Source organism: Erythrobacter fulvus, from assembly GCF_028595285.1.
Lineage (GTDB): Bacteria > Pseudomonadota > Alphaproteobacteria > Sphingomonadales > Sphingomonadaceae > Erythrobacter > Erythrobacter fulvus.
Genome location: NZ_JAQQXQ010000001.1, coordinates 167453 through 180918, shown reverse-complemented (window position 1 = coordinate 180918; position 13466 = coordinate 167453). Strand labels below are relative to the sequence as shown.

The 13466-nt window shown below is 64.0% G+C and carries 13 protein-coding genes and 1 tRNA gene; 11 read left to right on the top strand and 3 right to left on the bottom strand.

What is annotated here, in order from left to right:
• Nucleotides 1–50 precede the first annotated feature (50 nt).
• The 3 genes from OIK40_RS00835 to OIK40_RS00825 all read left to right on the top strand — a co-directional run bounded on the left by OIK40_RS00835 (nucleotide 51) and on the right by OIK40_RS00825 (nucleotide 3028).
• Nucleotides 51–830, top strand: a complete 780-nt coding sequence (locus tag OIK40_RS00835) for a DUF2189 domain-containing protein (protein WP_273675402.1) — start codon at nucleotides 51–53, stop codon at nucleotides 828–830.
• A 60-nt stretch (nucleotides 831–890) separates the two neighbouring features.
• On the top strand, nucleotides 891–1934 hold the full coding sequence (locus OIK40_RS00830) for an amidohydrolase family protein (RefSeq protein WP_273675401.1): 1044 nt from the start codon (nucleotides 891–893) through the stop codon (nucleotides 1932–1934).
• Nucleotides 1935–2023: 89 nt separating this feature from the next.
• Entirely contained in the window at nucleotides 2024–3028 is a 1005-nt protein-coding gene (locus OIK40_RS00825; protein ID WP_273675400.1) for an NAD(P)H-dependent flavin oxidoreductase, read from the top strand.
• A gap of 7 nt (nucleotides 3029–3035) precedes the next feature.
• Here the strand turns inward: OIK40_RS00825 and OIK40_RS00820 are convergent, their stop codons facing one another.
• From OIK40_RS00820 to OIK40_RS00810, 3 genes are all read right to left on the bottom strand, one after another.
• Nucleotides 3036–3554, bottom strand: a complete 519-nt coding sequence (locus OIK40_RS00820) for an AHH domain-containing protein (RefSeq protein WP_273675399.1) — start codon at nucleotides 3552–3554, stop codon at nucleotides 3036–3038.
• The gene (locus tag OIK40_RS00815) at nucleotides 3555–4226 is read right to left on the bottom strand and encodes a hypothetical protein (RefSeq protein ID WP_273675398.1); all 672 of its coding nucleotides are present in this window, start codon (nucleotides 4224–4226) and stop codon (nucleotides 3555–3557) included.
• A gap of 266 nt (nucleotides 4227–4492) precedes the next feature.
• Nucleotides 4493–4987, bottom strand: coding sequence for a flavodoxin family protein (locus OIK40_RS00810; protein ID WP_273675397.1), 495 nt, complete (start codon nucleotides 4985–4987; stop codon nucleotides 4493–4495).
• Between the two features lie 85 nt (nucleotides 4988–5072).
• Between OIK40_RS00810 and recJ the strand changes: the two genes are divergently transcribed.
• From recJ to phoB, 8 genes are all read left to right on the top strand, one after another.
• Complete coding sequence (gene recJ / locus OIK40_RS00805; protein WP_273675396.1) at nucleotides 5073–6872, top strand: single-stranded-DNA-specific exonuclease RecJ; 1800 nt, start codon at nucleotides 5073–5075, stop codon at nucleotides 6870–6872.
• A gap of 92 nt (nucleotides 6873–6964) precedes the next feature.
• Nucleotides 6965–7039, top strand: a tRNA-Glu gene (locus OIK40_RS00800).
• A gap of 118 nt (nucleotides 7040–7157) precedes the next feature.
• A complete protein-coding gene (locus OIK40_RS00795) occupies nucleotides 7158–8387 on the top strand; it encodes a sensor histidine kinase (protein ID WP_273675395.1) in 1230 nt (409 codons plus the stop codon).
• 113 nt (nucleotides 8388–8500) lie between these two features.
• Complete coding sequence (gene pstC, locus OIK40_RS00790; protein ID WP_273675394.1) at nucleotides 8501–9886, top strand: phosphate ABC transporter permease subunit PstC; 1386 nt, start codon at nucleotides 8501–8503, stop codon at nucleotides 9884–9886.
• On the top strand, nucleotides 9883–11193 hold the full coding sequence (gene pstA, locus OIK40_RS00785; protein WP_273675393.1) for a phosphate ABC transporter permease PstA: 1311 nt from the start codon (nucleotides 9883–9885) through the stop codon (nucleotides 11191–11193). Before pstC ends, pstA begins: the two co-directional genes overlap by 4 nt.
• Before the next feature lie 17 nt (nucleotides 11194–11210).
• Nucleotides 11211–11978, top strand: a complete 768-nt coding sequence (gene pstB, locus OIK40_RS00780) for a phosphate ABC transporter ATP-binding protein PstB (protein WP_273676042.1) — start codon at nucleotides 11211–11213, stop codon at nucleotides 11976–11978.
• A complete protein-coding gene (phoU, locus tag OIK40_RS00775; protein WP_273675392.1) occupies nucleotides 11978–12646 on the top strand; it encodes a phosphate signaling complex protein PhoU in 669 nt (222 codons plus the stop codon). The genes pstB and phoU overlap by 1 nt, the downstream gene beginning before the upstream one ends.
• A 116-nt stretch (nucleotides 12647–12762) precedes the next feature.
• Complete coding sequence (phoB, locus tag OIK40_RS00770) at nucleotides 12763–13452, top strand: phosphate regulon transcriptional regulator PhoB (protein ID WP_273675391.1); 690 nt, start codon at nucleotides 12763–12765, stop codon at nucleotides 13450–13452.
• Nucleotides 13453–13466 lie beyond the last annotated feature (14 nt).

Genomic DNA, 13466 nt, shown 5'->3' with positions numbered 1-13466 from the left:
ACGGTTTTCGCCGCAGACTTCAATTCGCGACAACGGGAGGGCCGTCGCCGATGGAAGTGCTGGATCATGACACCGCCATACCGCCCACACCGCCGCAGGTGGCGGGCGATCTGGCTTTCGGCGATCTCGGCAGAGCGCTGGCTGCGGGCTGGCGCGATTTTCGCAGCATGCCGCAATTCGGGATGTTCTTCGGCGGGGTCTATGTCGTTGCAGGGCTGGCAATGGGCTGGGCGGCAATTACCGGCGGTGAACCGACATGGCTCATTCCGGCCATGGCGGGTTTCCCCCTGGTCGCGCCCTTCGTGGCAGTCGGCCTCTACGAGGCGAGCCGGAGGCGGGAGGCAGGACAGCCCCTGTCGTGGCGCGCGGTGCTCGGCGCGCTGAAAGGACACGGCGATGACCAGATCCTGTCGATGGGGGTGATCGTATTCGTCGCGTTCTCCTTCTGGATGATCGTCGCCCACGCCATATTCGCGATCTTCATGGCTGAAAGCGGAATGGGCGGGGAATCGATCGAAGCCTTTCTCACGCCTGCGGGCCTTATGATGCTGGCGGTCGGCAGTGCGGTGGGCGCGGTGATGGCATTCGCCTTCTACGCCATGACCGTGATCAGCCTGCCGATGCTGGTCGAACGCAAGGTCGATTTCCTCACCGCAATCATCGCCAGCTTCACGGTCGTACGGCGTAATTTCATTGTGATGCTAGGCTGGGCGGCGATCATTGCCGTGTTGCTGTTCGTGGCGATGATCCCGGCATTCGTGGGCCTGATGGTTGCCCTGCCTGTGCTCGGCCATGCCACGTGGCACCTCTATCGCCGCGCGGTCGCCTGACGCTTTTGCGCTTGGCCGCGGGGGACACGCCTGCCTAGAAAGCCGATCAGGGAGAGACACATGACAGAAGAAATCCTCGAACCCGATCTGCCGATCATCGATCCGCACCATCACCTGTGGGACCTGCGGGGCATGCTGTCGATGTTCCCGGAACCGCGGCACCACTTCATCGCCGGTCTGGTGGACAATGCACACTATACCTTCGACCAGCTCAACGCGCATCTGACCAGCGGACACAACATTATCGCCACCGTTTTCATGGAATGCGGCGCGTTTTACAACGGGGCCTATGGCGATGCGCTGAAGCCGGTGGGCGAGGTGGAATTCGTCAACGGCGTCGCGGCGCAGGGGGCAAGCGGGCTTTACGGACCCGGCCGGCCATGCGCGGGGATTGTTGGTCATGCCGATCTGATGCTGGGGAGCAAGGCTAGCGAAGTGCTCGACGCACTCCACGCCGCCGCACCGCGCCGCTTCAAGGGTATCCGCCATCAGGGCGCATGGGATGCCGATCCGGAGGTGCTCGGCCCGCCGTTCCACGCACCTGAAGGCCTCTATCGTGACGCCACCTTCCGCCAAGGCTTTGCCGAACTGGGCAAGCGCGGCATGACTTTCGACGCATGGGTGCTGGAACCGCAGCTGCCCGACGTGATCGACTTGGCACGCGCCTTTCCCGATCAGCCGATCTGCCTTGATCACTGCGGCACGCCGCTGGGGGTGGCTGCCTATAAGGGCAAGCTGCACGAGCGATTCGACGCCTGGCGGCACAATATCCACGAGCTTGCCAAGTGCGAGAACGTGGTGGTGAAGCTCGGCGGGCTCGCCATGGCCTTCTGCGCCCTGCCCGAGGAAGGCCCGGCAGCAGGCTTCGGCTCGGAGCATCTCGCCGCGCTATGGCGCCCTTATATCGAAACCTGCATCGAGGCCTTCGGACCCGGCCGCGCCATGTTCGAAAGTAACTACCCGGTCGATTACTGGGGTGCGGACTATGCGGTGCTGTGGAACGCCTTCAAGCGCCTCACCCGCTCGGCCAGCGCGGACGAAAAGGGCGCGCTTTATGCAGGCACGGCGGCGCGTTTCTACGGGCTGGAGGAACTGCTCGCCTAGGCGCTTCGCCGCTCGTCAAAATCGTGCTTGGCAGCGCCGGAACTCGCGTTAGAGACGCGGGTTAAGAATACAGTTTTAAGGAGAAACCGATGCCCCTTCCCGCCCCGTTCGATCGCCTGCGTCTGCCGCTGATCGGATCGCCGCTGTTCATCGTCTCCGGCCCCGAACTGGTGATCGCGCAGTGCAAGGCGGGTATTATCGGCAGCTTCCCCGCGCTCAACGCCCGGCCCCAGTCGCTGCTCGACGAATGGCTTCACCAGATCACCGAGGAACTGGCCAAGCACAATCGCGAAAACCCCGACCGTCCGGCCGCGCCCTTCGCGGTGAACCAGATCGTTCACAAGACCAATGATCGGATCGAGGCCGACATGGCCACTTGCGAGAAGTGGCAGGTGCCGATGGTCATCACCTCGCTCGGCGCGCGGGAGGAAGTCTATCAGGCGGTGAAGAACTGGGGCGGGATCACGATGCACGACGTGATCAACAACCGCTTCGCCATGAAGGCCATCGAAAAGGGGGCGACCGGCCTCATCCCGGTGGCGGCCGGTGCGGGCGGGCACGCGGGCGCATTGTCCCCCTTCGCGCTGATGCAGGAAATCCGCGAATGGTTCGACGGGCCGGTGGCGCTGTCGGGATCGATCGGTCACGGGGCCTCGATCCTTGCCGCACAGGCCCTGCGCGCGGACTTCGCCTATGCCGGAAGCGCCTTCATCGCGACGAAGGAAGCCAATGCCACCGAAGGCTACAAGCAGGGCATCGTCGAGGGTTCCTCGGAAGGCATCGTCTACACCAACCTGTTCACCGGGGTGCATGGCAACTACCTGCGTTCCTCGATCGAAGCGGCCGGACTGGATCCAGACGATCTTCCGGTCAGCGATCCTTCCAAAATGAACTTCGGCAGCGGTGGCAACACCAAGGCGAAGGCATGGAAGGACATCTGGGGTTCGGGTCAGGGCATCGGCCCGATCAAGCAGGTCGGCACGGTCGAAGATCTCGTCGCCCGGCTAGAACGCGAATATCACGCCGCCAAGGCGCAGCTTCTGGCCAATTCGGGCTACACCCCGTGGGGCACGCTGGCCGAAGCGGCGGAGTAACAAACGCCTAGCCCGCCGTCCAAATCGCTTCGGCCATGGCGTCGAGTTCGCTGAAGTCGAAACCGGTGCCGAGTGGGTCTCTGCGATTGAGCAGGACCCGCCGGCGATCGGACAGAAGCTGGCGGCGCAAGGCGGTCTGCAGCAGTTGAAGCCGCATCAGCGCATCTTCCAGCGCCGCCTCAGGATTGCGCGGACAACCAAGTGCCCACGCTTCCTCGATCCGTCCGACACGGGCAATCACGACCTCGTTATACCGCCGGTGCGGGCCGCGATGCAGCGGCATTCCCGTGCGCAATGTGGCCTCCTCGTTGGCGGGGAGCAGAAGGCCGTTGGAACGGAAATCGTCGAATCCCACCCGTTCGCGCCCCATCAGCGCGAAGATCCGTCCAAAGCAGCGACGCGACAGCAATTGGCGCGGCAGCAGGTGGTGGCGCTGGAGCGAAGAGTCGTAACCCGGGGCGCCACGGCGGTTGACTGCGCGGAAGGCAATGATGGTGCGAGAAACGGTGCGACCCGGCAGCGCCATCTACTCGCGCCTCACCCGGATGAACTGGCTGTTGCGCGATGCCTGCATGACAAGGCGGGTACCATCCGGAGCCATGATACGCTCGCTCTGGTCCAGCCCGCCGACGATCACCAGATGGTTGATCAGCCGCACACCGAGCCGGGTCCCCGCGACCTTGTCAGTCGCAAGCGGCGGCTCGATCCGCAGTTCCTGATCGATCCACAGATCCAGCCCGACGGTCTGCAAGGCGCCGTCCGGCGCTTCCTCGAATGCCGTAAGGCCGAGTGCCGGAAAGGCCCCGCCCTCCAGCCATGCGGTCACCACCGATTCGAAGAACCGTCGGCCAATGGCGCTGCGCGATGGTTCCCAGTACACCGCCTGCAAATCATCGAAATGCTGGGTCAGATCGCGCGCCAGTGCGAGCATGCCCTTGAGCACCGGCATGCTGCGCTCTCCGCCGGAAAGGTGCGGTCCGGGCGCAATCACGAGCGATTCGAACGCGACATTTCCAGCTATCGGCGCAAGATCAAGCCGGTGTGCGATCTCCGGCGCGGGGCACGCCGCACCGGGGGCCAGTCCACGAAGATCGAATGTCAGGCCTTCACGCAGCAGTTCCAACCACAATTCATCCGGCGGGCCAGACGCCGCCTTTGTGGTGCGCAGATGCTCCCCGTCCGCTGCGACCAGTCGCAACGCGGCGTCCTCTGAAGGATCATGGCTTAACGATACGACATGCTGGCGCGACAGGAACGAAATGATCGCGGCGCGCGTCGGCCGCTTGCCCGGCGCGAACAGCAGGCGCAGCCCAGCGGCATCAGCGTGCGGCGGCAGTGAAATTGTCGAGCCCCCTCTTTTCGTTTTGCGCTTTGCCGGGCCGCAAACCGGCCCTCAACCTTGGCCTGTTTGACAGCTATCGTCGAGTCCCCAATAGGCGGTGCTGTCCCGATAAGGGTCATAACTTAGAAGATACCCAGGCAAAGCCCCTCGGACAGAGCTGAACCAAGTTCCCGACATTGTTTCAGAGTGTTGGCGTCGACCTGTTTCGGCGCAGCAATTGCTTCCGGGGTCTGGGCACCGAAATTGACAATGACCGGATCGGCCACACGCTTCAGTCGCAATCCGGTCGCAATCCGGTCAATCTGGCGCTGCGCCCCATGCCCGTCGGAACCTGCCGCAATGATCGTGGCATAGGGACGCCCTTCGATGCGGCCCAGCACATCGTAATAGTTGCGGTCGAACATTTCTTTCATCAGCCCGCTCATGGTGGCGAGGTTTTCGGGACAGACGAACAAGTAGCCTCCTGCACCAAGAAGATGGTCCGGTCCGACTTCATCGGCGCGGAGCAGCAGCGCGTTGCCGGCCCCTTCCGCAGCGGCCCGTGCCATCGCCTCGCTCGCGCCTGTGCGGCTGTGCCACACGATCAGCAGGGTTGCGGAGGCTTGCGCATCGTCCATCGCCCCTTTGCCTGCCCGGCATTTCTGTCGATTGTCAATCATCTGCTCCTGTCCGCCGTGCCCGTCTTGCGATAGGACACTCGCCATGGCCTCCCCCTCTTTGTCCCTTGCACCCCATGCCCACGTCCTGGGGGTTACCGCGTCGCTTTCGGGCAAGGCGTGGCGCTGGCGTGGCGGCAATATGGAACTGGGGACAGAGGCAGCCCAGGGTCTCGATCGCTCGATCCTTGACCAGCTGTTGCTGACCCGCGGCGTGGCTGAGGACGATCTGGCCCGTCACGCCCGGCCCACATTGCGCGACTTCCTTCCCGATCCTTCGACTTTCCGCGACATGGATGCCGCGGCGGAACGGCTCGCTCATGCGGTGATGACCGGCGAGAAGGTGACGATTTACGGCGATTACGATGTCGACGGCGCGACCAGCGCCGCTCTGCTGGTGGAACTGCTGCGCCAGCTCGGTCACGATGCGGGCTATTATATCCCCGACCGCCTGCTTGAAGGCTACGGCCCGAGCGGTGAGGCGCTGGTCAAACTGGCCGAAGCGGGCTCGAGCCTGATTGTCACGGTCGATTGCGGGGCGATGGCGCACGAAGCGCTGGCGATGGCGCAGCAGGCGGGCGTCGACGTGATCGTGGTCGATCACCACAAATGCTCGCCCGAGCTGCCGCCTGCTGCGGCGCTGGTCAATCCTAACCGGCTGGACGAAAGCGATCTGGGCGCGGCGCACGGCCACCTCGCGGCGGTCGGCGTCGCTTTCCTGCTGGGCGTGGCGCTGGTGAGGGTCTTGCGCGGCAAGGGCTGGTTCGCGCAGCGGCGCGAGCCGGACCTGATCGGTCTGCTCGATCTGGTGGCGCTGGGCACGGTTGCCGATGTCGCCGCTCTGCACGGGCTCAATCGCGCCTTTGTCGCTCAGGGCCTGAAGGTTCTTGCCCGGCGTGAACGGATCGGCATGGCGGCGTTGATGGATGCCAGCAGGCTCAATCGCGCACCCCAGGCGAGCGATCTCGGCTTCGCGCTCGGCCCGCGCATCAATGCAGGCGGACGGATCGGCGAATCGACGCTGGGCGTGCGGTTGCTCACCACCACCGATGCCGAGGAAGCCCGCGCAATCGCGATGCAGCTTTCCCAGCTGAACGAGGAACGCCGCGCGATCGAAGCCGAGGTGCAGGAAGCCGCTGAAGCGCAGCTCGCAGGCCAGCACAACATGGCCGTGCAGGTCCTTAGCGGGCACGGCTGGCACCCGGGCGTGATCGGGATCGTCGCCGGGCGCATCAAGGAAAAGACCGGCAAGCCTGCGATCGTCATCGCGCTGGACGATAGCCAGGGCAAAGGTTCGGGCCGATCGATCAGCGGCGTCGATCTGGGTGCGGCAATCATGGCCGCGCGCGAGAGCGGATTGCTGCTGGCTGGCGGCGGGCACGCGATGGCGGCGGGGCTTACCATCGAAAGCGGGCGGCTGGCCGATTTTGCGGGCTTCCTTGACGAACGACTCGCCCGCGATGTCGAACGCGCCCGCGCCGGGGCGGCGATGCTGCTGGATCTCGCACTTGCCCCCGGCGGGCTTGTGCCCGAACTGGTCGAAACGCTTGAGGCTGCAGGGCCCTACGGCGTTGGCTGGCCTGCTCCGCGTGTCGCCGTCGGCCCGGTGCGGATCGTCAAAGCAGATATCGTCGGCAAGGATCATCTGCGGCTGATCGCCAGCGGCAATGACGGACGCTCTTTCAAGGCAATCGCTTTCCGCGCTGCCGAGACCGAGATGGCGCAGACGCTGCTCCACCGCAGCGCGGGGCGGCGCTTCCACCTTGCCGGACGCGCACGCATCGACGACTGGGGTAGCCGTCCGGCAGCCGAATTGCAGCTTGAGGATGCCGCCTTCGCCGATTGAGCAGGCTTGTACGATTTTTCCTGCCCCTGTGCGCAAACGGGGCTTGACCGATCCGATTCACCCCCCTAGTTGCGCGCTCTCGCAACGGATGTGGCCCCTTCGTCTAGCGGTTAGGACGCGGCCCTTTCACGGCTGAAACACGGGTTCGATTCCCGTAGGGGTCACCACTCTTCCGGTTGCGAAACAAACGGGCGGCAGGCTTCGGCCTTGCCGCCCTTTTGCTTTTGCGGGCTTGGCGCGGCTTGCGCTTTCCACTTTCTCCACTTGGCTGTAAGGCGCTGCGCCATGGGCATGGGCCAGAACTTTCCGGTCGCGGGAATCGCGCTGGCTGCGGTCACCTTCGTGGCAATGATGCTGCTCGGCGTCGACGCCGTTATCGCATTGTCGGTGCTGCTGGTTTGGGTCGGATCGCTGCTGGTTGCCGCCGGTCGTCCGCCCGAACCGCCGCGCGCCACCGTCAAGCGGACCCTTGATCTTGAATCAATCCGCGACCTGATCGAAAATTTCTCGACCCCGATCCTCATCACTGATCGCAACGCCATTGCGCTGGCCAACCGCGCCGCGCGCACAATGCTGGGTACCCATGTTGTCGGTCAGGATGCGCGCGTGGCGCTGCGCCAGCCCGAAGCGATCACGCTGCTCAACGAAAACCGCAGCGGCGAGGCGATCGTGCGCGGGCTCGTTCGGCGGCAGGACATCTGGCAGATCCATCGCCAGTCGATCGGCGACCGGCTTGCGATGCTGGAACTGACCAACCAGACCGCCGAGGCCGATATCAGCCGCGCGCATACGGATTTCGTCGCCAATGCCAGTCACGAACTGCGCACCCCGCTCGCCGCGATCCTCGGTTATGTCGAGACGCTGCGCGAAGATGAAGGCAGGGTCGACACGCCAACCGCGCAGAAATTCCTCGGCATCATCGAACGCGAGGCGCAGCGACTGCACGCGCTTGTGAGCGATCTGATGAGCCTGTCGCGGGTCGAGGCGGAAAAGCATGAGCTGCCGACCGAGCGCATCGAGCTTGCGCCGCTGGTCGAGCGCGCTGCACGCGACGCCGCCGGGTCTGCGCGGATCGATCGGCTTGAACTCGAACTTGCCGCCGCACCGATTGTCGTGGGCGATCAGCAGCAGCTCGAACAGGTGGTGCGCAATCTTGTCGACAATGCGCTAAAATACGGCGCTAATGACAAGCCGGTGAAGGTCATGCTTGACCTTGTCCAAGGCGATCAGGCGCGGATCAGTGTCGAGGACGAGGGCGAAGGCATTGCGCCCGAACAGATCCCGCATCTCACCCGCCGTTTTTATCGCACCGATCCCGGCCGCAGCCGCGCCTCGGGCGGGACCGGGCTGGGCCTGGCTATCGTCAAGCATATCGTCGAACGTCACCGCGGACGGCTCGACATCACCAGCGAACTGGGCAAAGGCACCCGTGTGGTGGTTCGCATCCCTCTGTCCGAACGCGAACCGCCCCTGACGGATGGTTCGCAAGAGGCGGAAACCGAAGAACTGTCATAGAGGTGTCTTATTTCTTCAACATGCGCCCGCCATTGCTTAACGGTCGGGCTACATCACGCAATTCAGTCCGCTGATTCTCGCACGCCTCGGAACGGGGATAACAGGTTCATTCAATGTCGCCGATCACGCTCATCCTGATTGCCATCGGGCTCGGTCTTGCCGGATGGCTCGCGGGCCGTGCCAAGGCATGGAGCTTCCAGAGCAGCGATCCGGCGCATCGTCCGGTGTCGCGCCCGATTTATCATGCCTGGTATGTGGCTTTGTGGGTGGCCCTGCCGGTGCTGGCCTTCGTCGCCATATGGTCGGCGATTGCCCCGCAGCTGGTGACGCAAAGCGTGCTCGCCTCGCCCGCCGCTGCCGAACTCCCCGCCTTCGGATTCGAACGCGATGCCTTTCTCGGCGAAGCGCGCGCGGTGGCGCAGGGCAGTGCGCCGGGCGTGTTCAACAGCGATGCCGAACCGCTGGTTGCACCCTTTCGCGAGGCGATGACGCGCTACAACATCATCGGCGTGATCGTGACGGTGCTGATCGCGGTCGCGGGCGGCGGTTTTGCCTTCCTGCGACTGCGCCCCGACTTCCGCGCCCGCACGCGGGTTGAACGCACGGTGATGGCGATCCTGCTACTGGCATCGTTGGTGGCGATTCTCACCACCTTCGGCATCTTCGCCAGCCTCGTGTTCGAAACCGTACGCTTTTTCGGAATGGTCTCGCCGATCGAATTCCTGTTCGGCACCAAATGGGGGCCGGACACGATGGTCAGCCCCGATGCGGTCGACCCGTCCCGTTACGGCGCGGTGCCGCTGTTCTGGGGGACAATCTTTATCGGTGCGATCATCGCCATGATCGTCGCCATTCCGCTCGGCTTGATGAGCGCGATCTATCTCACCCAGTATGCCGATCCGCGCGTGCGCACCTGGGTCAAACCGCTGCTGGAGATCCTCGCGGGGGTTCCCACGGTGGTCTATGGCTATTTCGCCGCGCTCACCGTCGCGCCGGCAATCCGCGATGCGGCGGTGGCGATCGGCATTTCCGGCGCCTCGACCGAAAGCGCGCTGGCCGCAGGCGTTGTGATGGGGGTGATGATCATTCCCTTCGTCTCGTCGATGGCGGACGATTCGATGGCTGCCGTGCCCAGCGCGATGCGTGATGGCAGTTTGGCGATGGGCGCGACCAAGTCGGAAACGATCCGGCGCGTGCTGTTTCCGGCGGCCCTGCCGGGCATCGTTGCGGGGATCATGCTCGCCGTCAGCCGGGCTATCGGCGAAACCATGATCGTGGTGATGGCTGCCTCGCCTGCCGCCAACCTTACCCTCAACCCGCTCGAACCGATGTCGACCGTGACGGTGCAGATCGTGAAGCTGCTGACCGGCGAACAGAGCACCGATCACCCGGCAACGCTCAGCGCCTTCGCGCTCGGCTTCGTGCTATTCATGGTGACGCTGGCGCTCAACTTCATCGCCCTACGCGTCGTCAAGCGCTTCCGGGAGGCCTATGAATGAGTAGTTCCGTCCCTCCCCCCTCCGGCGGATCGATTGCCGAGGCGCTGGCCGCGGGCCGCCACGACGCGCTCGGCCCGACGCGTACGCCCGCCTTCGAAAAGCGGCTTGCAAAGCGTTACCGCGCCGAACGCAATTTCCGCCTCATGGGCCTGTCTGCCGTGGCCTTCTCGGTCGCGGTGCTGGTGTTCTTGCTCGGCAACATGCTGGTGAACGGTATCGGTGGCTTCCAGCGCGCCGAACTGACTGTGACCATCGATTTCCCCGAAAGCGGCGTCACCGGCGATGCCGTGTCGCTTACCGCGCCGAGCGCGACCCAGACGCTCGAGATGCAGGGCCTGTCCGAAGTGGTGGCCTTCTATGCCGAGGAACAGCTCGGGGCCGACGCGGCTGCCGAACTTTCCCCCGACGCATGGCGCGATGTCGCCGCGGCGCTGGCAAATGATCCCTCGCTCATCAACCGCAGCGAAACCTTCGATCTGCCGGCCTCTTCCGGCCTTGCTGCCGGCCTTGAGGGCGAAGGCTCGCCCGAAGAACAGGCGCTTGCTGCAAGACTATCCGCCGATGGGAAACTGGCGAAGAAATGGGACTGGGGCTTCCTTGCCCGCTCTGACGCGACAAGCCCGCAGGCCGTTGGCATCTGGGGCGCGCTCAAGGGTTCAATCCTGACGATGCTGGTGACGCTGGTGCTGGCCTTCCCGATCGGCGTGTTGTCGGCGCTCTATCTGGAAGAATACGCGCCGCGGAACCGCTGGACCGACCTGATCGAGGTGTCGATCAACAATCTGGCTGCGGTGCCTTCGATCATCTTCGGCCTGCTGGGTCTGGCGATTTTCCTGTCGCTGTTCCCGAACCTGCGTTCGGCTCCGCTGATCGGCGGGATGACGCTCGCACTCATGACGATGCCGGTGATCGTCATTTCTGGACGCAACGCGATCAAGGCAGTGCCGCCTTCGATCCGTGACGGCGCGCTCGCGGTCGGCGCTTCGCCGGTGCAGGTGGTGTTCCACCATGTCCTTCCGCTCGCCCTGCCGGGGATGCTGACGGGCACAATCATCGGCATGGCTCGCGCATTGGGCGAAACCGCGCCGCTGCTGCTGATCGGGATGCGCGCCTTTGTCGCGACCCCGCCAGACGGCTTTACCTCGCCCGCCACGGTGCTGCCGATGCAGATCTTCCTGTGGTCGGACGAGATCGACCGCGGCTTTGTCGAGCGCACCAGCGCAGCCATTATCGTGCTGCTGGTGTTCCTGCTCGCCATGAACGGCCTTGCCATCTACCTTCGCAACAAGTTCGAGAAACGCTGGTGACTGTGATCCATCCCAACATGGCCGACGAAAACGCGAAGATTCGCGCGCGTGACGTCTGCGTATATTACGGCGACAAACAGGCGATCGATCACGTGTCGATCGATATCTCGCCCGATTACGTGACGGCCTTCATCGGCCCGTCGGGCTGCGGCAAGTCGACGTTCCTGCGCTGTTTCAACCGCATGAACGACACGATTCCCTCCGCGCGTGTCACGGGCCTGATCGAACTGGAAGGTGATGACATCCATGGCGATCGGATGGACGTGGTGCAGCTGCGCGCCCGCGTCGGTATGGTGTTCCAGAAGCCCAATCCCTTCCCCAAATCGATCTACGAAAACATCGCCTACGGGCCGAAGATCCATGGTCTGGCGGAGAAGAAGGCCGATCTCGACGTGATCGTCGAACGCTCGCTGACCCGCGCTGGTCTGTGGGACGAGGTCAAGGACAGGCTCGAGGATTCGGGCACCGCGCTTTCGGGCGGCCAGCAACAGCGCCTGTGCATCGCCCGCGCTATCGCTGTCGATCCCGAAGTCATCCTGATGGACGAACCGGCCTCCGCGCTCGATCCCATTGCCACCGCCAAGATCGAGGAACTGATCGACGAGCTTTCGGGTCGTTATGCCATCGTGATCGTCACCCACTCGATGCAGCAGGCCGCCCGCGTCAGCCAGCGCACCGCCTTCTTCCACCTGGGCAAGATGGTAGAATACGGCCCCACATCTGAAATCTTTACCAATCCTATCGAGGAACGGACGAAGGATTACATTACAGGAAGGTACGGCTGATGGCCGAACATACCGTCAAGGCATTCGACGAGGACATTACCCGCCTGCGCGGTCTGATCGCGGAGATGGGTGGGCTGGCCGAAGTCGCCATTCAGGAATCGCTCGACGCGCTCGTGCGCGGGGACGAGGAACTGGCCGAGAAGGTGGTTGCCCGCGACAAGCGGATCGACGCGCTTGAAACCGAGGTCGACAAGCTGGCGGTGCGCATCATTGCTTTGCGCGCGCCCATGGCAGACGATCTGCGCGAAGTGATCGCTGCGCTCAAGATCGGCGGCGTGGTAGAACGGATTGGCGATTATTCAAAGAACATCGCCAAGCGGGTCGGCATGATCGAAGGGCGCGCCCGGTTCGAACCGCTCACCCTGCTGCCCGCGATGGGCGAACTGGCGGGCGAGATGGTGCACGATGTGCTGACCGCCTATGCCGCGCGCGACCCCGATCTGGCCCGCGAGGTGATCGCCACCGACGCCAAGGTTGACGCCTTCTACAACAGCATTTTCCGCAATCTTGTCAGCCATATGGTTGAAAATCCTTCGACCATTTCGAGCGCAGCACAGCTGCTGTTCGTGGCTCGCAATATCGAGCGGATCGGCGATCACGCCACCAACGTGGCGGAGATGGTGCACTTTGCCGCAACCGGCGCCTATCCGCCGGAAGGCGACAGGTAGGATTGCCCTGCCCGCTTGTGTGGAAAACTCTTCGGGTGCAGTTTCATCAAATTGTAGCCGAAGTGAAACATAGGGTCGGGCATCGCTCCTGAGGGGGCTTGAGGAGGCATCACCGCATGTCCGCTGCCAAACTGCTGCTGGTCGAAGACGATCCCGCGCTGTCCGAACTGCTCGAATACCGTTTCCAGAACGAGGGCTACAACGTCCGCTGCACCGGCGACGGTGACGAGGCGCTGGTGCTGGCGGCAGAGGATGTGCCCGATCTCATCATCCTCGACTGGATGATCGAAGGCACCAGCGGGATCGAGGTCTGCCGCCGGTTGCGCCGCGACAAGGAAACCGCCCACGTTCCGATCATCATGCTCACCGCGCGCGAGGCCGAGGATGATCGCGTGCGCGGGCTGGAGACGGGCGCGGACGATTACCTGACCAAGCCTTTCTCCCCGCGTGAACTGCTCGCCCGCGTGGCGGCGGTGATGCGCCGCATCCGTCCGGCGCTGGCCGGCGAGACGATCGAGGTTGGCGACCTGCGGCTCGATCCGGTCGCCCACAAGGTCCAGCGCCGCGGGCGTCCGTTGCAACTCGGGCCGACCGAATACCGCCTGCTCAAGTTCTTCATGGAAAGCCCTGGGCGGGTTTTCAGCCGCGGCCAGTTGCTTGACGGCGTCTGGGGCACTGGTTCGGACATCGAGCTGCGCACGGTCGACGTGCACATCCGCCGCCTGCGCAAGGCGATCGGGATCGAGGGCGCGAAAGACCCGATCCGCACCGTCCGCTCGGCGGGATACGCGCTCGAAGCCAGCTGAGGTTTGCTCTACAG

Excerpts from the sequence above, each read along its gene's own strand:
- OIK40_RS00835 (WP_273675402.1), top strand. The coding sequence starts at position 51 with ATGGAAGTGCTGGATCATGACACCGCCATACCGCCCACACCGCCGCAG.
- OIK40_RS00830 (WP_273675401.1), top strand. The coding sequence starts at position 891 with ATGACAGAAGAAATCCTCGAACCCGATCTGCCGATCATCGATCCGCAC.
- OIK40_RS00825 (WP_273675400.1), top strand. The coding sequence starts at position 2,024 with ATGCCCCTTCCCGCCCCGTTCGATCGCCTGCGTCTGCCGCTGATCGGA.
- OIK40_RS00820 (WP_273675399.1), bottom strand. The coding sequence starts at position 3,554 with ATGGCGCTGCCGGGTCGCACCGTTTCTCGCACCATCATTGCCTTCCGC.
- OIK40_RS00810 (WP_273675397.1), bottom strand. The coding sequence starts at position 4,987 with ATGGACGATGCGCAAGCCTCCGCAACCCTGCTGATCGTGTGGCACAGC.
- recJ (WP_273675396.1), top strand. The coding sequence starts at position 5,073 with ATGGCCTCCCCCTCTTTGTCCCTTGCACCCCATGCCCACGTCCTGGGG.
- OIK40_RS00795 (WP_273675395.1), top strand. The coding sequence starts at position 7,158 with ATGGGCATGGGCCAGAACTTTCCGGTCGCGGGAATCGCGCTGGCTGCG.
- pstC (WP_273675394.1), top strand. The coding sequence starts at position 8,501 with ATGTCGCCGATCACGCTCATCCTGATTGCCATCGGGCTCGGTCTTGCC.
- pstA (WP_273675393.1), top strand. The coding sequence starts at position 9,883 with ATGAGTAGTTCCGTCCCTCCCCCCTCCGGCGGATCGATTGCCGAGGCG.
- pstB (WP_273676042.1), top strand. The coding sequence starts at position 11,211 with ATGGCCGACGAAAACGCGAAGATTCGCGCGCGTGACGTCTGCGTATAT.
- phoU (WP_273675392.1), top strand. The coding sequence starts at position 11,978 with ATGGCCGAACATACCGTCAAGGCATTCGACGAGGACATTACCCGCCTG.
- phoB (WP_273675391.1), top strand. The coding sequence starts at position 12,763 with ATGTCCGCTGCCAAACTGCTGCTGGTCGAAGACGATCCCGCGCTGTCC.